The 25809-nt window shown below is 45.4% G+C and carries 17 protein-coding genes and 1 riboswitch; of the genes, 14 read left to right on the top strand and 3 right to left on the bottom strand.

The features are described from left to right. Positions 1 to 100: 100 nt before the first annotated feature. Positions 101 to 2506, top strand: coding sequence for a TonB-dependent receptor (locus J3L18_RS07250; RefSeq protein WP_129570844.1), 2406 nt, complete (start codon positions 101 to 103; stop codon positions 2504 to 2506). Between the two features lie 264 nt (positions 2507 to 2770). Here the strand turns inward: J3L18_RS07250 and J3L18_RS07245 are convergent, their stop codons facing one another. Continuing rightward, complete coding sequence (locus J3L18_RS07245) at positions 2771 to 3700, bottom strand: DedA family protein/thiosulfate sulfurtransferase GlpE (protein ID WP_129570843.1); 930 nt, start codon at positions 3698 to 3700, stop codon at positions 2771 to 2773. Between the two features lie 287 nt (positions 3701 to 3987). Beyond that, positions 3988 to 4079, top strand: a riboswitch (TPP riboswitch). A gap of 65 nt (positions 4080 to 4144) precedes the next feature. Here J3L18_RS07245 and thiS point away from each other — a divergent pair. The 9 genes from thiS to J3L18_RS07200 all read left to right on the top strand — a co-directional run bounded on the left by thiS (position 4145) and on the right by J3L18_RS07200 (position 12002). Beyond that, positions 4145 to 4348, top strand: a complete 204-nt coding sequence (gene thiS / locus J3L18_RS07240) for a sulfur carrier protein ThiS (protein ID WP_129570842.1) — start codon at positions 4145 to 4147, stop codon at positions 4346 to 4348. Positions 4349 to 4365: 17 nt separating this feature from the next. After that, positions 4366 to 6249: a phosphomethylpyrimidine synthase ThiC gene (thiC, locus tag J3L18_RS07235; RefSeq protein ID WP_129570841.1), complete on the top strand. Its 1884-nt coding sequence runs from the start codon at positions 4366 to 4368 to the stop codon at positions 6247 to 6249. Continuing rightward, on the top strand, positions 6249 to 6857 hold the full coding sequence (locus J3L18_RS07230; RefSeq protein WP_129570840.1) for a thiamine phosphate synthase: 609 nt from the start codon (positions 6249 to 6251) through the stop codon (positions 6855 to 6857). Before thiC ends, J3L18_RS07230 begins: the two co-directional genes overlap by 1 nt. Beyond that, complete coding sequence (locus J3L18_RS07225; protein WP_129570839.1) at positions 6854 to 7498, top strand: thiamine phosphate synthase; 645 nt, start codon at positions 6854 to 6856, stop codon at positions 7496 to 7498. Before J3L18_RS07230 ends, J3L18_RS07225 begins: the two co-directional genes overlap by 4 nt. 11 nt (positions 7499 to 7509) lie before the next feature. Beyond that, positions 7510 to 8277, top strand: a complete 768-nt coding sequence (locus tag J3L18_RS07220) for a thiazole synthase (RefSeq protein WP_129570838.1) — start codon at positions 7510 to 7512, stop codon at positions 8275 to 8277. Beyond that, the gene (gene thiH, locus J3L18_RS07215) at positions 8270 to 9382 is read left to right on the top strand and encodes a 2-iminoacetate synthase ThiH (protein ID WP_129570837.1); all 1113 of its coding nucleotides are present in this window, start codon (positions 8270 to 8272) and stop codon (positions 9380 to 9382) included. The genes J3L18_RS07220 and thiH overlap by 8 nt, the downstream gene beginning before the upstream one ends. A gap of 4 nt (positions 9383 to 9386) precedes the next feature. Beyond that, entirely contained in the window at positions 9387 to 10448 is a 1062-nt protein-coding gene (gene moeB / locus J3L18_RS07210) for a HesA/MoeB/ThiF family protein (RefSeq protein ID WP_129570836.1), read from the top strand. 6 nt (positions 10449 to 10454) lie between these two features. Beyond that, positions 10455 to 11288, top strand: coding sequence for a bifunctional hydroxymethylpyrimidine kinase/phosphomethylpyrimidine kinase (thiD, locus tag J3L18_RS07205; RefSeq protein ID WP_223266243.1), 834 nt, complete (start codon positions 10455 to 10457; stop codon positions 11286 to 11288). A gap of 375 nt (positions 11289 to 11663) precedes the next feature. Continuing rightward, positions 11664 to 12002 carry a zinc ribbon domain-containing protein YjdM gene (locus J3L18_RS07200; protein ID WP_090527498.1) on the top strand — a complete coding sequence of 113 codons (339 nt, stop codon included), beginning with the start codon at positions 11664 to 11666 and terminating at the stop codon, positions 12000 to 12002. 36 nt (positions 12003 to 12038) lie between these two features. Here J3L18_RS07200 and J3L18_RS07195 read toward each other — a convergent pair whose 3' ends face one another. After that, a complete protein-coding gene (locus tag J3L18_RS07195; RefSeq protein ID WP_129570835.1) occupies positions 12039 to 12947 on the bottom strand; it encodes an AraC family transcriptional regulator in 909 nt (302 codons plus the stop codon). 847 nt (positions 12948 to 13794) lie between these two features. Between J3L18_RS07195 and J3L18_RS07190 the strand changes: the two genes are divergently transcribed. From J3L18_RS07190 to J3L18_RS07175, 4 genes are read left to right on the top strand one after another with little or no spacing between them, the layout of a single operon-like run. Continuing rightward, positions 13795 to 16911, top strand: coding sequence for a SusC/RagA family TonB-linked outer membrane protein (locus J3L18_RS07190; protein WP_129570834.1), 3117 nt, complete (start codon positions 13795 to 13797; stop codon positions 16909 to 16911). Positions 16912 to 16930: 19 nt separating this feature from the next. Next, positions 16931 to 18496 (top strand): RagB/SusD family nutrient uptake outer membrane protein, encoded by a 1566-nt coding sequence (locus J3L18_RS07185; protein WP_129570833.1) that lies wholly within the window; start codon positions 16931 to 16933, stop codon positions 18494 to 18496. 40 nt (positions 18497 to 18536) lie between these two features. Next, positions 18537 to 20183 (top strand): glycoside hydrolase, encoded by a 1647-nt coding sequence (locus J3L18_RS07180; RefSeq protein ID WP_223266242.1) that lies wholly within the window; start codon positions 18537 to 18539, stop codon positions 20181 to 20183. Beyond that, a complete protein-coding gene (locus tag J3L18_RS07175) occupies positions 20180 to 22915 on the top strand; it encodes a DUF8487 domain-containing protein (protein WP_223266241.1) in 2736 nt (911 codons plus the stop codon). Before J3L18_RS07180 ends, J3L18_RS07175 begins: the two co-directional genes overlap by 4 nt. Positions 22916 to 23374: 459 nt before the next feature. On the opposite strand, the gene J3L18_RS07170 is transcribed toward J3L18_RS07175, so the two are convergent. Then, positions 23375 to 25741: an ABC transporter permease gene (locus J3L18_RS07170; RefSeq protein WP_129570962.1), complete on the bottom strand. Its 2367-nt coding sequence runs from the start codon at positions 25739 to 25741 to the stop codon at positions 23375 to 23377. Between the last annotated feature and the right edge of the window lie 68 nt (positions 25742 to 25809).

The raw sequence follows: 25809 nt of genomic DNA, 5'->3' as shown, positions 1-25809 counted from the left end.
TTTCAAAGTAAAAAAGTGATTTTCACCCATATTTTCGCATCTTAAATTGCAAACATCTACCTCAGCCTGATTATCTTACGGAATTATTAGGATTGACTGAATGACCCGTACACTTTTACTATTTCTACTGGCCCTGTTACCCCTGGGCGTCTTTGCGCAGCAGTTTACGCTGATAGTTGTTAAAGAAAATGCCCAACCCGCTGATGGTGCCACTGTTAAACTGATCCAGGCTAACCGGCAGGTCAGCATGATTATGAGTAACGCCCGCGGCCAGGCCCGGTTTCAGAACATCCCACAGGGAACATTCAGCTTCTCGGTAACTTATATGGGATATCAGTCCCTAACCACCCGCAGCTATACCATTGCGGAGAATATAAAACAGGATACCATCCGCATACAACCTCTTAGTACCGTACTGAAAGAAGTGAACGTCACCGCCAAAACGCCGCCGGTAGAAATGAAGCAGGGAAAGGTGATCGTCAACGTTGATGCCTCGGTTACCAACGTAGGCACTACGGTACTGGAGGTATTGGAGAAATCGCCGGGCGTAATGGTCGACCGTAATGGCGGTATTTCTTTACAAGGCAAGCCCGGGGTGCTGGTGATGATAGATGGCAAACCCACTTACCTCTCCGGTGCCGATCTGAACAACCTGCTCAGCAGCATGAGCTCCACCCAGGTAGCGCAGATTGAGCTGATTGCCAACCCTACGGCCCGGTATGATGCCAGCGGAAATGCGGGGATCATCAACATAAAAACCAAAAAGAACCGGCAAAAGGGTTTCAACGGGGCGGTTACGGCCACGGCGGCGCAGGGTGTTTACTTCAAAACCAATAACACGCTCACGCTCAATTACCGCGCCGGGCGCGTCAGCACTTTCTTTAATTACAATATCAGCCGGCAAAAATACCTTACCAACCTGTACGCGCTGCGTAAATACACCAGCTCCGACGGAGCGACCACCGCAACGCTGGACCAGCCATCGCATTTCACCGGCACGTTGCTGAACAATACGGCCAAAGCGGGGCTGGACTATGAAGTTTCGCCTAAAACAACGGTTGGCATTGTGCTTGGCGGAACCATGATCCACCGCGAGGGTAACAATACGGCTTCGGCACGCTGGCTCAACTCCAGTGGTGTGGCAGATTCTGTCATCGCTACCGATAACGCCAATAACAGCCGGTTTAAAAACGGCCAGGTGAGCCTGAGCCTCCGCCATGCCATCAGCAAAACCCAGGACATCAGCGCTGATGCCGACTGGCTGCACTACAACATTACCAGCGACCAGAATTTCAACAACCGCCTGCAAACCACCGGCGGTTATAACGAATCTACGCGTGCCAACATCCCCACCAGCATCAACATATTCACTGGCAAAGCCGACTATACGCTTAAAACCGACAGCGATGGCCAATTTCAGGCGGGCTGGAAATCGGCACACAGCAGTACCGATAATTCTGCCGGTTATCAAAACCTCAATGCGGGCCAATGGACTGACGACCTGACCCGCAGTAACCATTTCCTTTACAGCGAGAACATCCACGCGGTTTACACGCAATGGGAGCGCAAGCATAAGGCTATTTCCTACCAGTTAGGTTTGCGTTATGAGCATACCGATTATCACGCCCATCAACTGGGTAATGTGCTGCAAAAAGATTCGGCCTTTTCACGCAACTATGGCAGCTTTTTCCCTAGCGGCTATTTCAGTTACCAGGCCGATACTGCCAATAGTTTTACTTTAACGGTAAGCCGCCGCATTGACCGCCCGGTCTACCAAACGCTTAATCCCTTCTATTTTATCATTAACAAGTACACCTATCAAACCGGCAACCCTTATATTTTGCCACAATACAGCTGGAACCTGGAGCTGAGCCATCAATACAAAAACCTGCTCACCACCACCCTATCTTACAGTAATATCAACAACTACTTTTCGCAGATCTTTTTGAGCGACCCTACCCTTGCGGGTATTTTGCTGTATACACAGGGCAACGTGGGGCGCACGTATATCATCGGCGTATCCGAAGCTATCACGGCCTCCCCCACCAACTGGTGGACCCTAACAGCACAGGCGTTGTACAATTACAAAAAACTGAGCGGTTTTAACGGCAATCATTACACATCAGATATTAACCAGCTTAACCTCAACGCCAGCAACCAGTTTACCATAGGCAAACGTTTTACGGGCGAGCTATCGGGCTTTTATACCACCCGTGCCCGCAACGATGTGCAGGAACGGCTATACCCTACCGGGCAGCTCTCGGCAGGACTGGGCATGTCGGTACTTAAAAAGAAGGCCACCCTGAAGTTGAGCATGCGCGATATATTCTATACCAATGCCATGGAAGGCTTAACGCAGTTCCCCAACGCCACCGAGTATTTTAAGATTAAGCGCGATAGCCGCGTAGTGGTGCTCGCGTTCACCTATCGTTTCGGCAAAACCTTCAAAACGGCCAAGCGCGACAACGGCGCGGCCGATGAAATGCAGCGTGTAGGGAATGGGTAAAGCCCCACCCAAACCCTCCCCGGAAGGGAGGGCTTAAAAAAATGCACATCAAAAAGTCTCCCCTTCCGGGGGAGATTTAGCGGGGGCTTATTGCTTTAATCTTGCGGTCGTTTGCAACAAGCGCTGATGTTGCTTTTATGTAGAGACGCATCACATGCGTCTCCCATAGGTCAAGCTGCTTTGCAGTTCATGAACATCAGGAATCTGTATACGGAAGACGCATGTGATGCGTCTCTACATTAAACAATTGAATTTGAACTGGCTTTAAAGAAATGTAACCTGCTGGCCTGATTCGGCCCATGCATCAATCCCTCCTACTAAAGGCCGGATGCGCTTCAGGCCAACTTTACGCAATTTCTCGGCATATCTTGCAGCGGTTATTTCATTCGGGCACGAACAGTAAATAACAATCTCCTTATGCCCGGCATATCGGTCAGCAATATCATTAAAACTACTTTCGTCTATGGGGACTGAGCCCGGTATAAATCCATTTCTTGTGCGCTGATCTATCGGGCGTGCATCAAGTATCACAGGGTTCGATTCCCCGTCAATCAGTTCTATCAAATCATTCACAGTTAACCTGTCCGTTTCAAACTGCCTGATAAGGCGATACCGCCGAAGCCATTTGAACAAAAGGTATAAACCGAACAGCACGACGACAAATAAACCGCCCATCGTGCCATAATGACTTAATGCGGAGATCAAACCATCAACCTGGTGCCGAAAAACTGCACCCAACGTCACTGCCGCGCCGAGATAGATAAGTGCTGCTATGGATGAAAAAAACACAAATAATGTCACCCGCATTGCATAAACCCCGGCAACAACAGGTGCCAGTGTTGACAGCCCCGGAATAAATTTCACAATGGTTAGCGCAGGGGCGCCGTAGCGTTCAAAAATATCGCCGGTACTGCGAACACAGGTATCCGGTGACATAGAAATTTTACATAATTTCCCGAGGATTCCCGTTCCGTATCTCTTCCCGGCAAAATATAATATAAGGTCGCCAGCTAAGGTACCCAGAGATCCGGTTAAAATGAGTATGATGATATTAGCTTCGGTTGCAGGCGTTACAGCAGTAGTTACAATCAATACTGCAAATGCAGGCAGCGGTAATCCAACACTCTGTAAAAGAGTGATCAAAAATACCAGCCAGAGCCCATAGGTTTGTACTAAATCAACTAATGTGTTCATACTTCAGTTACAGCTAAGATAAGACACTTATTTTTATTGAACGGGCCGATTTTTCCGATTAACAATTATTTGACATCAGGTTGAGAGTGGTCTATTATTTCATGGATTTTGGGTTAAGCTGACGATAATTTACCTGATGCTTTCAAATTATTTTCGCCAGTATTAATACCATTCAATCGTTTGGTATTCAACACACTTACACGTTAAAACAAATTACCATCAGTAGTAACCAGATAGTCTTAACATAAAATTGATTTGGATTAATCAATTTTATTCCTTTAGCTTTACTGCAACTTTAGGGGTGTCCTGACGGACTGAGATAATACCCTTTGAACCTGATCCGGGTAATGCTGGCGAAGGGAAAAGTGACGATAACACTATTGGTGTTGTTTTTTCTTTCCTAATACGGGGACATTCCTACAGTTGAAATTTTAATGCAACGTAATGGAAGTAACCGTTAATCAACAAGATTTTATTGTGCCTGATAACTGCAATGTGCAGGCTTTACTCGCTGATGTCCTGCAGCACCCTGACCGAGGGCTGGCTATTGCCATCAACGAAGCTATTGTTCCCAAAACCCAATGGGAAAACCATAAGCTCAATCAGGGCGATAAGGTCATCATTATTAAAGCCACCCAGGGAGGATAAACACCCAATAGCCTTTTATGAAAACAGAAAAAACACCTACAGCACAAGCCATCACGCAAACACCGTTTCCGGCGTCGCGTAAGATTTACGTTAAAGGGCAATTGCACGACATTGACGTGGCCATGCGCGAAATAAGCCTGAACGACACCAAACTACATGGCCGTTTTGGCGAAACCGAGCCCAACGCCCCGGTAACTGTTTACGATACCAGCGGCCCTTACACGGATCCCAACATAGCCATCGATGTTAAAAAAGGTTTACCCCGCCTGCGCGAAAAATGGATCACTTCGCGCGGTGATGTTGAGCTGCTGGATAGCGTATCATCAGCATATGGCCGCGAACGTTTAAACAGTAAAGAGCTTGATCATTTACGTTTTGGCTACCAAAGTAAACCCTTCCGCGCCAAAGCAGGCATGAATGTATCGCAACTGCATTACGCCAAAAAGGGCATTATCACACCTGAAATGGAATATATTGCCATACGCGAAAACCAACGCATCGATTTACTGAAACAACAGTTGAACGGGCAATACGATGTAATGAGCCAACAGCACCAGGGCCATAGCTTTGGTGCCAACACACCTAAAGGTTACATTACGCCCGAATTTGTACGACAAGAGGTAGCCGCCGGTCGGGCTGTTATCCCATCAAATATCAATCACCCCGAAAGTGAACCGATGATCATTGGCCGTAATTTTTTGGTTAAGATCAATGCCAACATTGGCAACTCAGCAGTTACCTCGAGTATTGAAGAAGAAGTAGAAAAAGCCGTTTGGGCATGCCGCTGGGGCGCCGATACCATTATGGACCTGTCGACAGGTAAAAACATTCACGAAACCCGCGAATGGATCATCCGCAACACACCTGTACCCATAGGTACCGTGCCTATTTACCAGGCACTCGAAAAAGTGAACGGCAAAGCCGAAGACCTTACCTGGGAACTGTTCAGGGATACGCTGATAGAACAGGCCGAGCAGGGTGTTGATTATTTCACTATCCATGCGGGTGTTTTACTGCGCTATGTGCCTTTAACGGCCAAACGTATTACCGGCATTGTATCGCGCGGTGGTTCTATCATGGCCAAATGGTGCCTGGCCCATCATAAAGAGAATTTCTTATATACGCATTTTGAAGAGATCTGCGAGATCATGAAAGCGTATGATGTCGCTTTCTCGTTGGGCGATGGCTTGCGCCCCGGCTGTATTGCCGATGCCAACGATGCCGCGCAGTTTGGCGAGCTGGAAACCCTGGGCGAACTGACCAAAATAGCGTGGAAGCACGACGTACAAACCATTATTGAAGGCCCCGGCCACGTACCCATGCACCTCATTAAAGAGAACATGGAGAAACAACTGAAACATTGTTCTGAAGCTCCTTTTTACACTTTAGGGCCATTAACTACCGATATCGCTCCGGGTTATGATCACATTACTTCGGCCATTGGCGCTGCTATGATCGGTTGGTTCGGCACGGCTATGCTGTGCTATGTAACCCCTAAAGAACACCTGGGTTTGCCCAATAAAAAAGATGTTAAAGATGGCGTGATCACCTATAAGATAGCAGCGCACGCGGCCGACCTGGCCAAAGGTCATCCCGGTGCGCAATATCGCGACAATGCGTTAAGCAAAGCACGATTCGAGTTCAGGTGGGAAGATCAGTTTAACCTATCGTTAGATCCGGATACGGCTAAAGAATTTCATGATGAAACCCTGCCTGCCGAAGGAGCCAAGATCGCACACTTTTGCTCGATGTGCGGACCAAACTTCTGCTCGATGAAAATAACCCAGGATGTGCGCGATTTTGCTAAAGAGAACGGTGTTGAAGAAGCCGACGCGCTAACCCGTGGCATGGAACAAAAATCGAAAGAGTTTGCCGAAAAAGGCAGCGAAATATACCTGTAATGGAATTGATCGTGATATCGGCCCCGGATGCTGTGACAGATGAAGCACAAATAATCAACCGCTTGTTCGGGGCCGGTTTACAGCGTTTCCACCTGCGCAAACCAGGTTGGGATATCGATCGATGTACCAATCTGATTACTCAGATTGACCAAGCCTATCATCATGCTATAGTTTGTCATCAGCATCATAGGCTGGCCAAAGTTTTTGAGATGCACTATTTACATTATCCCGAAAAGGATCGTATCAAAAGCGACAACCTGAAATTAAATATTCAGCTTAATGAGGGCTACCGATTGAGTACTTCGATACATGATGTTAGCGCCACATCCTCACTAAAACATTTTGAATACACGTTTTTAAGCCCGGTGTTCAATAGCATATCCAAGCCAGGTTATCAAAGCATGCTGCCTGCCGGTTTTTGTTTAGACAGTAATAAGCCCGGACCAAAAGTAATAGCGCTTGGCGGCGTGGATGCATCCAATCTAAACCCGCTAAAAAAAATGAATTTTGATGGGGCAGCGGTTTTGGGTGCTATCTGGCAAGATCCCAAGCAGGCTGTTTCCAATTTCATAAGCATTAAAAAACAAACCGAACAATTAAATCCATGATTGATAAACTGCATTATATCTCTCAACAGCCGCAAAACGGTACACATGCCGGCGCTATCAAAGCCGCTTTGGATGCCGGTTGTAAATGGGTACAGCTAAGGGTTAAAGATCAACCGGAAGATATCATTCTGCATTATGCCATCGAGGCCGTTAAACTTTGTGACGGGTACGGCGCCAGATTAATAGTGAACGACCATCCTGAAATTGCAAAAAAGGCGGGTGCCCATGGGCTGCACCTGGGTTTACAGGATATGCCCATACAACAGGCCCGTCAGATTGTTGGCCCTGATATGATCATAGGTGGTACGGCCAATACATTTGCGCATGTAAAACAGCGCGTTGCCGAGGGCGCCGACTATATCGGCCTTGGCCCCTACCGTTTTACAACTACCAAACAAAAGCTGAGCCCTATTTTGGGACTGGACGGTTATCGGGATATTATGGATCAGATGCGTCTTGCAAATATGAGTATCCCGGTAATAGCTATAGGCGGTATTGTGCCGGCCGATATACCGCTGATCATACAAAGCGGCGTATATGGTGTTGCGCTGTCCGGCGCCATCACCCACGCTACCAACGCCAGGCAAGTGGTTTCGGAATTATACCATCATTTAAATCAACCTTCGTTTAACGAAGCTTAAAAATAACATCTATGTTAACCATCGCTGATAAAACTTTTCAGTCGCGCCTATTTACAGGCACCGGCAAATTTAACTCGCCTGCCATGATGGAGGAGGCTTTGCTGGCCTCAGCCTCTGAACTCGTAACCGTAGCCCTGAAACGTGTTGATGTAAAAAACAACGACAACGACGATCTGTTGCTGCGTTTAAAATATCCGCATATTAACCTGCTGCCTAATACCTCAGGTGTACGGAACGCTAAGGAGGCTGTGTTTGCTGCCCAGCTTGCCCGCGAGGCGCTGGAAACCAACTGGATAAAACTGGAGATCCATCCCGATTCCAAATACCTGATGCCCGACCCTATAGAAACCCTAAAAGCTACCGAAGAACTGGCGAAACTGGGTTTTACAGTATTGCCCTATATCCATGCCGACCCCGTATTATGCAAAAGGCTTGAAGAAGCCGGTACTGCGGCTGTGATGCCTTTAGGCTCGCCCATAGGTAGCAATAAGGGACTTAAAACCATCGATTTTTTAGAGATCATCATCAGCCAAAGCAGTGTACCCGTTATTGTTGATGCGGGTATAGGAGCTCCGTCTGATGCCGCCAAAGCGCTTGAAATAGGCGCCGACGCCGTACTGGTAAATACAGCCATAGCGGTATCAAGCAATCCTGTACAAATGGCCGAAGCATTTAAACTGGCCGTTGAAGCCGGCCGGATGGCTTTTGAAGCAAAACTGGCACAACCGGTATCACATGCTATGGCAAGTAGTCCACTAACTTCTTTTTTAGATGAGTAGTTTTAACGACATTTTTGAAACCTATAACTGGGATGATACCAAGGCCAGCATCTACGCTAAAACCAGCGCGGATGTTGAACGCGCCCTGGCAGCAGATAAACGAACATTGGAGGATTTTAAGGCCCTGGTATCACCTGCTGCAGCGCCCTACCTGGAGCAAATGGCGCAGATCAGTCAGCGCCTGACCCTGAAACGTTTTGGCAAGGTGCTGCAGATGTACGTGCCGCTTTATCTATCCAACGAATGCAGTAACATCTGTACTTATTGCGGCTTTAGTTATGATAACAAGGTGAAACGTAAAACCCTTTCGCCAATGGAAATTATGCAGGAAGTGGCCGTTATTAAAGAGATGGGCTACGAGCATGTTTTACTGGTAACAGGCGAAGACAATGTGAATGTGCATGTTGATTATTTTAAAAAAGTGCTCGAATTGATCAGGCCGCATTTTGCACATATCTCGATGGAGGTGCAACCGATGGATCTGGAAGATTATCAGCAGCTAACGCCTTATGGCCTCAATACCGTGCTGGTATATCAAGAAACTTATCATAAAGAGGATTACAAAAAACACCACCCCAAAGGCAAAAAATCTAACTTTAAATACCGGGTGGAAACGCCCGACAGGTTGGGCCAGGCCGGGATCCATAAAATGGGGCTGGGTGTTTTAATTGGTTTGGAAGACTGGCGCACTGATTGTTTTTTCACCGCGATGCACCTTAATTACCTTGAGAAAAAATACTGGCAAACTAAATACAGCCTTTCGTTCCCAAGGTTAAGGCCTTTTAGCGGCGGGCTTGAACCTAAAGTTGAGATGAATGACCGCGAACTGGTACAACTGATCTGCGCTTATCGTTTGTTTAACGAAGAGGTTGAACTTTCGATATCTACGCGCGAATCGGCTAACTTTCGTAATAATATCATCAAGTTGGGTATTACCTCTATAAGCGCCGGTTCAAAAACCAATCCGGGCGGGTACGCGGTAGAGCCTGAGTCGCTGGAGCAGTTCGAAATTTCAGACGAGCGCAGTCCTGCCGAAATTGCAGAGATCATTGCCCAACAGGGTTACGAGGCGGTTTGGAAAGATTGGGATAACTGTTTAACCTAAGGATATGCTGGAACGCGAAGAACTGAAACGGTATAACCGGCAAATGATATTGCCCGAGCTGGGCCTGCACGGACAAGAAAAACTAAAAGCCGCCCGGGTGTTGATGATAGGTGCCGGCGGCTTAGGTTGCCCGGTTTTGCAATACCTGGTTGCAGCCGGCGTGGGCACCATTGGTATTGTGGATGATGACGTGGTTGATATCAGCAACCTGCACCGGCAAATATTATATGCTCCCGCTGATATTGACCAGCCAAAGGCTTTGATAGCCAAACAAAAACTAAACCAGCTTAACCCCTTTGTGGAGCTGATAGCTTATACCGAAAGGATTATTGCTGTCAATGCGCACCAACTGATAAGCAATTTTGACGTGGTGATAGATGGCTCTGATAACTTTACCACTCGCTACCTGGTGAATGATACTTGTGCAGCGCTCAAAAAACCGCTGGTATTTGGATCGATATTTAAATTTGAGGGGCAGGTATCGGTGTTTAATCATCAGGGCGGTCCCGGCTATCGTGACCTATTTCCTGAAGCGCCACTCGAAAATGAAGTGCCCAACTGTGCCGAAATTGGTGTTATTGGCGTGTTACCCGGTATAATAGGTACTTATATGGCCAACGAAGCCATTAAATTGATTTGCGGCATTGGGGAGCTATTATCAGGCAAACTGTTAACCCTAAATGCGCTTGACAACAGCATCAATGTTTTCAAAATTTTTGCCGCAACGCCTTCACTCCCGGTTAACATTTCTCAGCCGATTGAAAGTGATAAAGTTATAAATGAAATCGACGCCGACACCTTCAAAAAATGGCACGCGGAAACACCCGATGGAATTTACCTGGTTGATGTGCGTGAAACATATGAATTTGACGATGAAAATATAGGAGGAATAAATATCCCGCTTTATGAATTGGAAGAACACGCTAATATTTTTCCAAGCGGTAAAAAGCTGGTATTTATCTGCCAAACCGGGCAACGCAGTAAAATAGCGGCTCAGCAAACCAGGTCTTTTTCGGGGATAGCAGCCTTCAGTTTAAAAGGGGGCATTAACGCCTTTAATTTTTAAAACGAAATGATGCAGTATTATCAATATTGTTCGGTATTAACCATCGCCGGCTCCGATAGCGGCGGAGGTGCGGGCATTCAGGCAGACCTGAAGACCTTTGCCGCCCTGGGTTGTTACGGCACTTCAGCCATTACTGCCATTACCGCGCAAAATACCCTGGGGGTAACTGATATTCACATTATTCCACCGGCAATGGTGCAAAATCAGATCAGCGCAGTAATGAGCGATATCCGGCCTTTGGCAGTGAAAATCGGGATGCTGCCAAATGCGGAAACTGTGCAGGCGGTAACCGATGTTTTAAAAAAACACGAACCGCTACCCATCATCCTCGACCCAGTTATCAGCTCAAGCAGCGGAAAACAACTGGCAGATAACGAAGCATTGCTTGCCATGAAGGAGCTACTTTTTCCAATGGTAACCCTGCTCACGCCAAACCTGAATGAAACAACTCAACTAACGGGCAAACATGCCGGCAATGTTGATGATATGATAAACGCGGCAGAAGCATTGTTAGATTTAGGTAGCCAGGCCGTTCTTGTAAAAGGCGGCCACTTAGATGGGCTTGAACTCTACAACGTATATGCTGATCGGCAAGGTGTAAGAAAAACTTTCGCTTACCCTTTTATAAACTCCTTAAACACACACGGAACAGGTTGCACACTGGCTTCAGCTATCGCAGCTTATATAGCACGAGGGCAATCCATAACCGAAGCCATTGCTTCGGCCGGGGTTTACGTTAACATAGCCATCAAAGAAGGGCAGAATGTAAAAACCGGCGAGGGATCCGGGCCTCTGAATCATTTTTTTAAGCCGCGTAAGTTGGCGAAGCTCGATTTCTGAAGGCGTATATATCAGGTTGTTAAAGAATCGGCAATGGTCCGTAATTAAAAACTGCACTTTGCCTCCACGGTATTTCTAATTTTCATCAGCACGGGCTATTTACATCCCATTAGCTCAACCGATTTAACAACCACATAAAAAGCATTGCTCCGTTTATGTGGTTGTTTCTGTTTCAGGATATACCTTTTCAATTCAGAAAGCTTTTATGGAGCATTAAAAATGAATTAGGTTTAATCTCCAAAAAACAGGTAGTAATAAAGTGTAATGGTACATTCCTTATTTCAATTGTTTTGCCTGAAAAAATGTATACGACATGGCCGAATGCAAATCTTTTAAAATTTTATCTTTGCCGATGAAAATCAAATACTACAAAAGATGAGTGAACTTGCCCCCTGCCCAATATGTAAATCTCCCTATGCTTATGAAATGGATAACCTGCTCATATGTCCGGAATGCGGCCACGAATGGAACCCGCAAGATAATCCTGTAAGTTCAGATCTGTTTGTGGTGAAGGATAGCAATGGAAATATTCTCCAGAACGGAGATACTGTTGTTACCATAAAGAACCTGCCGGTACGTGGTTCCTCTCAAAGTATAAAAGCCGGGACCAAGGTTAAAAACATCCGTTTGGTTGACAGCGATCATAACATCGATTGTAAAATTGATGGGTTTGGCGCTATGGCATTAAAATCAGAGTTTGTTAAGAAAGCATAATTTTTTAAACATTTAGCTCAAAGCGGGTAAACGTACTTATTTAATGGAAGGAGATCGGCTTTTACGGTATTCTTTGGGACCGTATCCCATAGTTCTGTTAAACAATCTTGAAAAATAAAGAGGGTCATCAATGCCAATGCGAAAAGCTATTTCACGTATCCTCAATTCCGTGAACTGCAAGTACTGACAGGCTTTTTGTATTTTAAGATGATTAAAATAATCTATAGGAGAAAATCCTGTGGTTTTCTTAAATAATGCAGAATAATGACTCACCGATAGGTTTACCGAGGCCGCGAGCTCAGCTAAACTTAAGGTCTTACCCAGATTCTTCTGCATGAATAAAATAGATCTGTCCTGCGGCTGGGAGTGTGTGTTTAAGTTCGTTTTATAATATTTGTCCCTAAACAAAAAAGAACTTAAATACTGCAGCAACAGTAAATTGACGTAAGTAAGATTTTCTGTACTGTACCCCTGTTCTAAAAATGCGTAAAGCTTGTCAAAAAGGGCGATCCGATCACCGTCAAATTCGATGCTGTACCGGAAACTCTGATCCCTTACATAAATTTGCTCTGTTATAGCATCCGCTTGCGGGCCTTTGAAGTGGCACCAGTAAATTGTCCAGGGGCTGGTTTCATTTGTTTCATAAAAATGCTTAACACCATGAGGAATAACAAAAAAGTCGCCGGGCTTGATCTCATAAGTATGAGTGCCTATCTTAACCATCCCTTTTCCGTCAACGCAATAAATCAGGATATTTTGCCCCGCACCTGTATATCGCTCCCTGCGATGGAATTTTGCCTTGGGATAGTATCCAATATCCGTTATAAATGCTCCTTGTATAGCCGCATTTCCCTCACAAAACCGCTGTAATATAGTTTTGGGTATCACGATCGCTCGCTGACCTTCAAAACCATCTTTTTTGTAACTTGCTGAATATGTATTCATTTGATTTATTTAAATCCTATCGCGGGTTACGCATGTTTGCGAATGCAGACATGCTGTGTTAAAAGGCGAATAGATACTGTTTGCCACAGCCGTTATCAATGCCGGATACTGACATTAAAAGTAAAATTTCTGAACGGCTGAATTTCATAAATCCATTAAATTATTATCTTTTAAAATACTGCCCTACCCCATTTTTTAGGATATGGACAGGGTTTGATATTCATTGATTTCAATCTGTAATTGTTAGTCGGTCAACATTGATATTCACAAAAATATTTAATAACAGGGCATTCTATATAGATGAAAAAATTAAAAACATGGACTATATAACTATCGCCGGAACGCTAAAACACTTTACGTTCATTGCGAAAATAAGGTCAGGCTTTTATAAGAAACAAGCCTGATGAGTACCTCTGATTAGGCTATTTATGGCAAACTTTTGTGCTTATTATCAAACAGGACGAACCGAAAATCATTTAACATTTGTTTCATTCCCTTCAATTTTCTCCTTCCTATAATTTAATGCGCCACTACGCATTCATTTTAATCAGTAATGTCACATTCGAAAGGCCCCGACATACCCTATAATTAAATAGTAAAATTATCCATATAGAACAACCAAACTCATGAATGCCCGCCTTTCGTTTTTTAACTAAAAGAATAAAATAACACCATATGGCTCCAAATGGCATAAAAAAGGCATAGGTTTTTATTATCCAATAAGCAGCAAAACAGCTAAATACAATAACAATCAGAATATTGTCCATATATTACATCATATCGTCTATACTCAACGATCCGATTGCCATTAGATTTGTCATCCTTAATAACCCAAAATAACCCAATTATGAGAACAAAATTTACACTAACATTAGTGTTATTGTTACCACTTTGCAGTCTGGTTTTCGCCCAAACCAAAGCCGTAAAAGGACGTGTAACAGATAACACGCATCAAACGCTTATTGGCGTAAGCATTTTGCTTAAGGGCACAAAAACCGGTTCTGTAACCGACGCAGCCGGTCAGTTCCAGATCAGAGCAAGCAAAGGTGATATACTGGTATTCTCTTACCTTGGTTTCCAGGCCAAAGAGGTTCCGGTGGATGACAGAGAAACTTATGAGGTAACACTTAACCCTGCCGACAATCAGCTTAATGAGGCTGTGGTAATTGGATACCAAACCATTACCCGCAAAAGCGTAACTACAGCGGTGTCCTCTGTCGGGACTAAAGACATTGCCCCTACCACCACCAGTAATGTTGCAGATGCTATTCAAGGTAAAGTACCCGGCCTGCAGGTATTTCAGGGGGGCGGCAATCCCGGCGCGCAACCGAAGCTGCTGATCAGGGGCTTCTCCACAATCACAGGGTCCAGCGATCCGCTCATTGTTGTTGACGGCGTGATCACCTCATTCGGCGGCCTTAATGACATCAACCCGTCAGATATTAATAAGATCGACGTGCTGAAAGATGCGGCAGCTACTGCTATTTATGGTTCCCGTGGCGGAGCCGGTGTTTTGTTGGTTACCACAAAAAGAGGGAAAGAGAAAACGCAGATCAATTTTAACGGAACTTCGGGCATGAACTATTGGGTGAACCCGAAACTTGCACAAACAGACGAGTTTGTAAGCCATTACCGCCAGATCTATGCCAATAACAACCAGACCCTTCCGACTAATGGAGCGGTGACAGGTGTTAATACTGATTGGTGGAATGAGGCAACCAAAAAAGCTTACACACATAACTATAATGTCAGCGCATCCGGATCAAAAAACGGGCTCACCTTTTATGGAAGCGCGGGGTATTTTGATCAAACCAGCAACTTTGCCGCACAGCGTGTTACTGCTGACTATCAAAAAATCACTACCAGGTTTAACATCGATTACGAAATTTCAAAAGTATTCAAATTTGGTGTTAGCCTTGCACCGCGTATGGAGCGATATGGTGACGGTGGCGGCACAAGCCTGTTCAACATCATGTCTATTGCACCCAACGTAGCGGCAACCAGATCTGCTGCCGAGACGCAAACGGCTGTTAACGCTTATGCAGCAACCAATCCCAGCTGGAGCTTCACTGCCTATAACCCGGTTTACAGCCAGTTTACGCGTTCCAATTTTAATAATATCAATAATCCCCTGGCTGCCATGGCCCGTGATTTTAACCAATCACGATTATTCGGCACACAGGGTTCCTCCTATCTTGAAATCAAACCAATTAAAGGCCTGACGTTAAGAAGCAGTATTTCCGGCTTTTATAACTCGATAAACCAGACTAATTACCAACCTAAATACTACATCGATCCGCAAGACCGCAGTGATATATCAGGCGCATCCCAAAACTCGGTGATCAACTACCGCTGGCAATTGGATAATACGATCAATTACATTGGTAGTATCAACAAGCATCATTACAATGTTTTGATAGGCCAGTCTGCCGACAATTACACATATAATAACACTTACGTGTACCGCCAGGATATTCCTTATGATGCGGAGCCTTATCACTATATTTCTGCCGGCGCAACGCTTGCCGACGGATCCGGCTCTCATCAACCCGGCGCGGGCCCCTTCGGTAAAATGAGCTCTTACTTTGCCCGCGTATCTTATGATTTTAATGAAACCTATTTTATTGCCGGCTCTTTCCGGGCAGATGGTTCATCAATGTTATCACCCGCCAATCGCTGGGGTTATTTCCCAACCGTTTCGGGTGCTTATGTAATTTCAAACGAGTCATTTATGAAGAACATCAAATGGCTGAACTACCTCAAATTGCGCGGATCATTTGGCCGTGTGGGAGGCAATTTACCAGGCTCGCCAGGCGCATACGAAAGTACTCTGGGCTTATCAGATTATATCAATGGCGCAAACAGCCGGGTTTATGGCTATGTTCCCTCTAATGTACCAGACCCAAATATCAAATGGGAAACAACACAGGACGTGACCATCGGCTTTGATGCGGACTTCTTCAATAATAAATTATCCATAACTGCTGATAAATACTGGCGCTCGCCTAAAGATATGTTGCTTTACCTCCCGGTACAACCCTCGCTGGGCTATCCGCAGGGATATATCCCAACAGTTTACACTAACGTGGGTACCATGCGTACCAGCGGTTGGGAAGCAGCCATTAATTATAAAGACAAAATCGGTGGTGTTTCTTTCGGTGTTGGTCTTACAGTACAGCATTTCATTTCCAAAGCGGTTGACTTGAAGGGACAGATCCTGTATGACGAAATATCAAACGACGTATTTCAGTCTACCCGGAGAACCAAAACCGCTGCCGGTGATATTTTAGGCGGCTATTACGGTTATAAGGTACTCGGTGTTTTCCAAACAGCCCAGGACGTACAGAATTATAAAAGCCCTAACGGCGCTGTATTGCAACCTAATGCAAGGCCCGGCGATTTTATGTACGCGAACGTTAACGGCGATAATACCATTGACTTAAATGACCGGACGTCGATCGGAAATCCATATCCTAAATTATCATCGGGCTTAAACCTTCAGGCTTCTTACCATGGTTTTGATTTCCGTATGGAATTTTATGGGTCCTTTGGCAATAAGGTAGCTGATGATTACCTGGTAAGGATGAACCCCATCTACGGGTATAACTTCATCAGCGGTAAAGAAAATAAATTTTGGACCGGTCCGGGCAGCACAAACAGTTATCCTGTGCTGAGTTTGAGTGATCCAAACGGCAATTTCTCTAAAAACTCCAGTTTCTTTATCAAAAATGGCACCTATGTACGCAATAAGTTATTGCAACTGGGTTACACCGTGCCTGAAAAAGCCTTGGGCGGCCGGGCCAAGGTCCGGATTTACGTATCTGCTCAAAACCTCTTCACCATTACGAAATATGACGGATTAAACCCTGAAGTACCATTTGCGGGTGTACTGAGGTATGGCATTGACAACGGACAGAACCCGATCCCCAAATTCTTCAATATCGGATTTAACGCGAATTTTTAAGACTTAGCAGTAAACAACAATGAAACACTTGAAATATATATTGCTCGTACTGGTTATTGCCGGCATGAGCGCTTGCAAAAAAACTTTCCTGGATCAGGAACCTTATGGTAACGCTATACAGGCCAATACTTTTTATAATACAGTTGATGAAGCCAGTGGCGCAACGATTGCATGCTACAAATACATTGACTTTGACGACTGGTGGCAGACGCAATGGTGGAAGCAAGTAGGCGGCGAGGCCGCCTCCGACAATGAGTGGATCGGTATCAACGGTGGGCAAGGCACGGCAGTACAGGCTGCGCATTACACATTAAATGCCGAAAATGATCGTATTGAGGCACACTGGATCGAGATCTACAAAAGCATTTATATTTTCAATGCTACGATTGAAGGCATTCAGAAATCGCAGATTGATGACGCTACCAAACTGAAGCTTATCGCTGAGATCAAGTTTCTGCGGGCTTTCCAATATTTTGAGCTGGTAAGAAACTGGGGCGGGGTTCCGCTGATCACTAAGACACTGGGCCCTCAGGAAAATACCTACAGCAGGACCAGCGCCGCCGATGTGTACAATTTCATTAAACAAGATCTTAATAGTGCTATTGGCATTTTACCGAATAAATCACAGTATAGCGCCACAGATAAGTTCCGCGTATCAAAGGGAGCAGCGCAAGCACTGCTGGCCAAAATCGACTTGTATACCGAAGATTGGGCAGGAGCTCAAAATCTGACCAGCCAGATCATCAGCTCTGGTGAATACAACCTGGAAACGTTTTTTGGTAATATATGGCAAACAACTAATCATAACGGACCTGAGTCTATTTTTGAAATACAGTACCAGTATTCTACCCAATATCCAAACCTGGGCAACATTTTTCCTACAACCTCCATGCCTGGGACCGAAGGCGGATGGGGATATTTTACGCCAACCAGCGATCTTGAAAATGCCTTTAAATCTCAGGCAGACAGTGTAAGGTTAAACTGGACGATCATGCGCCAGGGCTTCCCGGTTGCCGGCGATCCGGCCAATACCTCATTCAATGCCAATCCTGCACAATGTAAATCTGCCAGGTACAACCGAAAAGTGTATGTACCTCGCGGTGAAAGAACACCGAACGGCCGCTTTTCAAAAGATCATATTTACCTGAGGCTGGCAGACGTTTACCTGATGAATGCTGAAGCTGCCGCTATGCAGCAGCAGTCGGCCCAGGCTTTACAGTCAATGCGTGCGGTTAGGAACCGCGTCGGCCTCACTACCGATATGACACTTACCGGCTGGAACCTCATCAACGCTGTGCGATTGGAGCGCAGGCTCGAAATGGCCCTGGAAGGAGATCGTTTGTATGACATCAGGCGATGGAAAGATCAAAGCGGACAACCAGTGATCAACAGCATTTTAGGACCGAACGGAAGTTTTGTTAAATACAATACACAACAAAGCAAAGACCCATATGAAACTAAGAACCTGAACGAGCCTCAAAATAAGGGTGCTAATTTTATTGCAGGAACACATAATCTATGGCCTATCCCATCAAAGGAAATTATTGCCTCGAACGGAAAGATCACACAAAACCCGGGATATTAGCAGATAGCCGCCGGCATGCCGGCGGCTTTAAATAACTATTATGAAAATAAATTTGCGATCAGCACTGCTGTTCATGGTAATGCTGGGGGTATCAAACTCATTCAGCTGCGCTAAAAAAACAGGAATTAAAAAAGGAGACGACGGTTGCATCGTTAATGGCGTTAATATATGCAATACCGGCCCGGCCCGCATCACTATCAATTTGGGAAATGAGCAGCAAACGATGCAAAGCTTTGGTGCCTCTGATTGCTGGACAACCAAATTCATCGGAAAGTGGAATGATGTTACCAAAAAGAATCAGATTGCTGATTACCTGTTCAGCATGGAAGCCGATCAACAGGGCAATCCCAAAGGTATTGGCCTTACACTTTGGCGCTTCAACATCGGCGCCGGGAGCTATGAACAAGGTGCGGATAGCGGAATACCGGATGAGTTTCGCCGGGAAGAATGCTTTCTGGATGCAAATAATAATTATAACTGGAACAAACAAGCAGGCCAGCAATGGTTCCTGTCGGCGGCGAAAGCACGTGGTGTAAAAAACTTCCTGGCATTTTCTGTTTCGCCACCGGTACAGTTCACGCAAAATAATAAAGCTTATGGTTTGGCTAACAGTCATCTGAACCTGACAGAAAGCAAGAAAAATGCTTTTGCAGATTTTCTGGTTAGCGTTTTAAAGCATTTTGAATCAAGCAGTACCCCTTTTAATTATCTCAGCCCCTTTAATGAACCTCAGTGGAATTGGGGAGAAAATCCATCGCAGGAAGGCACTGGTGCTACCAATGCTGAAATTGCAGACTTTATAAACCTGTTGGGCCCGAAGATGAAAGCTGCCGGCTTAGCAACTACGATATGTCTTGGTGAAGCCAATCAATGGAATTCGCTGGATGCTAACAACAGCGATGGTCGCGGCGATCAGCTCAACCAGTTCTTTAACAAAAGCTCCGCTAATTATATAGGCGATGTCCCCTCGATGGAGCACTTACTATCAGCACACAGTTATTTTACTACCTGTCCGGGCGCCGATTTGATCAGTTACCGGCAACACGCAGCAGATAAGCAAAAGGCTGTTGACCCAAGTCTTCATCTTTGGCAGTCAGAGTTTGGTATATTAGGCGATATTTGTGGTCAGTTAAATGGTTACCCGAAAAATACCGGTATTGATTACGGCTTGTATGTGGCCAAAGTTATTCATCATGACCTTACGGTGGCCAATGTAACTTCATGGCAGTGGTGGCTTGCCGTTGATACTTATAATTATAGTGACGGGCTTGTATACATTAACGACCCATCTGGTGGATATGACCTGAACAGCATGAAAACCAATGGCCTGGTTAGTGATTCAAAACAATTGTGGTGTTTGGGAAATTATTCACGGTTTATCAGGCCGGGGATGATCCGCGTAAATGCAGCATTAAGTGATGTTAACGATCCCGTGCTGGCAACAGGAACACAAATGGTTTCCGCATACAAAGATCCCGCTTCAAAACAATTGGTTATTGTGCTGATAAATATGAGTACCGAAAGCAAACAATACACGGTTGATCCGGGTGGTTCACAATTGGCCGGAAATACATTTGATATGTACACCACAACAGCTCTCAAAAATCTTAAAAAATCAACAACTCCCGTCGGGACAATAACACTTGAGTCCCGTTCTGTTACTACTTTAACCGCTCACTATCAATGATGCAGTATTCTTTAAAAAAAACATTTTTCTTGCTCGCGGCACTGGTAGCAAGTTCTACCATTTCGGCGCAGGTTAAACCAATACCGGTTGCCGGCAAATGGCTGTACAGACTCGATTCGCTTGACAAAGGTTTGGATCAGAAATGGCAGCAACAGCAATTTACTAATAGCATATGGCTGCCTGGCACCTTAGATGACGCCGGTATCGGAGCGCCTGTAAAGGTGGATACAACTGTGCTGAGCAAGGACATCATGCTGCATCTGTCCAGAAAACACAGGTACACCGGTGCCGTTTGGTATCAGCGCAGCATAAATCTAACCAGCCGGATGGCCAACGCCCTGCTGTCGCTTGAAAGGGTGATCTGGAAAACCGATTGTTGGATAGATGGCAAACCAGCCGGGACACAGGAAAGCCTGATTGCACCACAAGTTTTCAAATTAGGCCCTCTGGCAGCAGGCAAACATGTGATCACCATTCGCGTAGACAATCGCAAGCAGCATGACATCAGCGTAAATGACTTTGCCCATGCCTACACCGACGGTACACAGATCATTTGGAACGGCGTTATCGGAAAGATGCAGCTGATCGACATAGGCAAACAAGTTATTAACCAGGTACAGGTATACTCCTCGCTGGCCAATCACAGCGTAAAGGCGGCTATCAGCCTGGGCGGTTCCCATAGTGGCGATACTTATCTGCGGGCTTCCCTCCTTTCCGGAAAAAAGATCGTTAAACAAACCAGCCCAACTGTTATTCAACATAATCAGGAGGAAATTAACCTCCAGGTTCCGGAGGCGCAATTATGGGACGAATTCCATCCGCAGCTATACAGCCTTCGCACGGAAGTAATTGACAGCAAGGGACGAGTTTTGGATGCCAGGACTCAAAGTTTTGGCTTCAGGGATATTAACGCTACCGGGAACGAGCTTCGTATCAATGGTCGTCCGCTTTTTCTGCGCGGTACGCTTGAATGCAATATTTTTCCGCTGGAAGGCCATCCACCAATGAATGCAGCCGGCTGGCTGAAAGTGTTTAAGACCGCTAAAGCTTACGGGCTGAACCATCTTCGCTTTCATTCATGGTGCCCGCCCGAAGCAGCATTTCAGGTGGCCGACTCGCTGGGTTTTTACCTGCATGTTGAGCTGCCGCTATGGGCACTAACTGTGGGCAAAGACCCGAAAACATTGACTTACCTGGAACAGGAAGCCGAAAATATTATCCGGAATTATGGCAACCACCCGTCATTTTGTTTTTGGAGCATGGGTAATGAACTGGAGGGGGATTTTGGATGGCTGGAGAAACTGGTGCGTAAGTTAAAGCAGGAAGACAACCGGCATTTATACACCACAACCACCTTCAGTTTTCAAAAAGGGCATGGCAAAAATCCGGATCCTGCCGATGATTATTTTATTACCCAGTACACGGAAAAAGGATGGGTACGGGGACAGGGTATTTTTAACACCAACCCGCCCGATTTTAAGACAGATTACAGTAAAGCGCTGAAAGGGACAACAGTTCCTCTTATTATTCACGAAGTGGGCCAGTATTCTGTTTATCCGGATCTTGAAGAAATAAAAAAGTATACAGGGGTTCTGCGGCCATCTAACTTTGAGGCGGTACGGAACAACCTCCGCAAAAAAGGAATGCTTGGATTAGCCCCCGATTATCTTAAAGCCAGCGGAACACTGGCTGTTCAGCTTTACAAAGAAGAAATTGAACGCGCGTTGAAAACCAAGGGTGTTGGCGGGTTTCAATTGCTTGACCTTCATGATTTTCCGGGACAGGGAACAGCACTCGTTGGGATTTTAAATGCTTTCTGGGATAGTAAAGGATTGGTTTCGCCGGCTGATTTTAGCAAATTCTGTGGGCCGGTGGTGCCATTGATCCGTTTTGAAAAGGCGGCTTACAGCAATAACGAGCATTTTAATGCCGCTGCCGAAATCGCCAACTATAGCGACCGGCAAATAAATGGCGAAGTTCTCTGGTCAGCAATTTCATCAGATAAGCACCTTAATCTCCGTGGTTCGCTTGGCCGGCAGTCTATTGCCATTGGCAACGCTTCTGCGGGAAGTTTCTCGATAGATCTCAGCAAAATCGACCGGGCTTGTGAATTACAGATCACTGTGAGCATAGCCAATACCGGTTATACTAATTACTGGAAAATTTGGGTTTACCCAGATAAAAAGCCGGAATCTTTTAGTAACGTTATCTTTACTACATCCATCGACAGTGCTCTTAGTTATCTGCAAGCGGGGCGAAAAGTATTGCTTAATCCGGATACCGCCAACGTTAAAGGTATCGACGGCCGTTTCGCTCCTGTTTTCTGGAGCCCGGTCCACTTCCCCGATCAACCAGGCAGTATGGGCCTGCTCATCGACAAGAAAAGTAACGCCCTGGCTGATTTCCCTACAGACTTTTATACGGATTGGCAATGGTGGGACCTGGTGACCCGTTCCCGGTCGCTGATACTTGATAAATTGGGAGCTCCTGCAACGCCGATAGTCCGGGTGATCGATAACTTTTTCAGGAACCGTAACCTGGCAACGCTGGTTGAATTCAAGGTTGGTTCGGGGAGCTTAATTCTTTGTACAATGGATCTTCATAGTCAATTAACGGAACGGGCAGCGGCAAGGCAGCTCCGATACAGCTTGTTACATTATGCGGCCGGAAATATATTCCAGCCGGTACAGAAGATCAGTGCGGGCGATCTGCGCAGGTTATTAGATAACTAACCGCGCCTGGAATATCGAAAAAGGTTAATAACAAACAGGCGGTCCCCTCCGCCTGTTTGTTATTCGTTAAATGCTCTTAGTTCCCCGAAGGCGCTCCCTGAACATCGTCATTACTGATACCCCGTTTGTTTTTCTTAACCGCTTCTTTCAGCTTGCCGAAGCGGTAATTAAGGCTGGCATTCGCCAGGCTTGGTTAACCAAACCCGTAAACCGACCTTGTAACTACCCATCGTACTGGCTTGGCTGTGTAGATCTCGTTCTTGATTGGGATTGCTGATGAAGTTCAGAATCCAACTAACATTTTGGACTTAGCAGAAGCGATCACTTCTGTTTTATGCATAAAAACGCCCCCAAATAGCACCTAACTTTTTGGGGGCAGTAAATTTAAAACAGGCCCTTCACCGGGCAGTTACTATTGTCTTTTATGGTAATGAGAATGCAGCACCCGTCATGAAGGTGTTATTCCCCTTTCAAACTTTTCACCGGATTTGTTAATGCAGCCTTGATTGCCTGGTAGCTTACTGTCAAAACAGAGATCAGCAATGTCAGCGCGGCGGCGATTACAAATACCCAGATATTAATGGAAATCCGGTAACTGTATCCTTTCAACCATTGGAACATTAAATACCACGCTATTGGCGCAGCGATGCAAAATGAGATTATGACGAGCTTCAGAAAATCCCTGGAAAGCAATGTGGTCACGCTGGCAACAGATGCGCCAAGCACTTTTCTGATGCCGATTTCTTTGATACGGTTTTGCGCCATGTAAGCCGCCAGGCCAAAAAGTCCGAGACAGGATATAACGATTGTCAATCCGGCAAACAGGCTGGCCAAAGTCCCGATACGCTGCTCATCGCCAAACTTCTTGGCGTACTCCTGGTCAACAAAACTATATTCAAACGGGTAATCCGGATTGTATTTCTTAAATATAGCTTCAGCTCGGCGCAGGTTTTCTTTTGTCGAATTAGCGTTATTAAGCTTGTAGTGAATGATATTGAACCAGGAACTGGGGCCTTCAATCAACATATGTTGTACAGGTTCATAAGGCGAGCTTATAATAAAGTCTTTGATAACTCCAACAATATGCCATGTTTTGATGTCTTTACCCTCGCCCTGGGTAACTAATTTACCAACCGGGTCTTTCAGGTTCATGATCTTCACCGAAGCCTCATTCACCAGCATGGCGGTTGAATCTGTCGGGTAGTTTACCGGGTCGATATCCCTGCCTGCAACAAGCTTAAGGCCCATGGTTTTAATAAGGTTTCCGTCCGAAGTGTAAATAATAAAATCAACCTTGTTCTTGGGCTGTGAACCTGGCCAGTTAAAACCCCAGCTATCACTGTATCGCTGGGTTATGGGCGAATTTGTTCTGGACACAGAAGTTGCAGCACCACTGGAAAGCAATTCATTTCTGATGGATTGATAGTGCTTCGAGATCTCGCCGGACATAAATGTGTAAACAAGGTTATCTTTCTTATACCCCGTATCCCTGTCCTGGGCGTATTGTAATTGCTGGCGGATAATGATGGTACAAATGATCAATACCACCGCAAAAGTAAACTGAATGACCACCAGCAATTTACGCGGTGTAACCAAAGCATTTGCCGCCTTAAAAGTACCTTTCAGTACAGCTACAGGCTTGAATGACGACAGGTACAATGCGGGATAACTTCCCGAAATAACACCGGTAACCAGTATAAATCCAATTGCGGTGAGCCAAAAATAGGGATTACTATATGGTACATACAATTGCTTTTGGGTAAGCTGGTTGAAACCCGACATACTGATTTGTACAATGACGATGGCAAAAATCCCGGCAATAAGTGCAATCAAAACAGATTCGCCTAAAAACTGCCAGATTAACGAGCCCCTTAATGCGCCTACAGTTTTACGGATGCCTACCTCCCTTGCACGCGTCTCGCTCCTGGCTGTACTTAAATTCATGAAATTTATACAAGCAATAACGAGGATCAGTACAGCGATCAGTGAAAATACCCTGACACGTTCAATTCTCCCACCAACTATCACCCCATCCTTAAACTGCGAATACAGGTGCCATTTGGTTGCGGGGTGCAAAAACTGCTGAATATCCTTGGTATCGGAATGGTTCCTGGTAAAGTTCAATACAGCGGCATCAGCATGAGCTTCCGTTACGCCGGGTTTTAAAAGAACAAACGTTTGGATGGAGTTATTGCCCCAGTATTCATCATCCTGCCCTATCTTTTTTAGATATGACCAGGGAATAAGGTATTCAAAATCAAACCGGGTATTATTCGGGAGGTCTTTCATCACACCCGTAACCTTAAAATAAGCGTTACTATCTATTTTAACTGTTTTGCCGAGCGCATTTTCCTCTCCGAAAAGTTTCTTTGAAAACTTTTCAGTGATAACAATGCTATGAAGATCGTTCAAAGCGGTTTTGGGGTCTCCATTGATTAATGGAAAACTAAACATGGAAAGGAAATCCGGATCAGTAAAATCGCCTGTTGCAGTCAAACGTTTATCGCCAATGCTAAACAAAAAACTGGCATCAGTTACCCTGGCTACTTTTTCCAGTTGAGGCAACTCCGCTTTCATCACCTTACCCATGATTTTAGGCGTGGTTTCCCAGCTCCATAATTTACCGTCAAATTTAGAGCGGTTATATACAGAGTAAAGACGTTCCCGTTTTTCATGGAACTGATCATAGCTAACCTCATTCTGGATCCACAACAAAATCAGCGCTGCGCTGGCCATGCCTATGGTCAATCCAAGGATATTGATCAGGGAGAATGTTTTTTGACGTAAGAGGTTGCGCCAGGTAATCTTTAAGTAGTTTTTTAACATATGATCAGGCTTTAATAATCATAAGACGCCGGCATTAAGGTTTTAGTTGCACTGTTTTTCTTTTTTCT

The organism is Mucilaginibacter gossypii (assembly GCF_017569325.2).
Classification (GTDB): Bacteria; Bacteroidota; Bacteroidia; order Sphingobacteriales; family Sphingobacteriaceae; genus Mucilaginibacter; species Mucilaginibacter gossypii.
The sequence above is the reverse complement of the archived record's forward strand: the minus strand, read 5'-3'. Positions and strand labels throughout refer to the sequence as shown.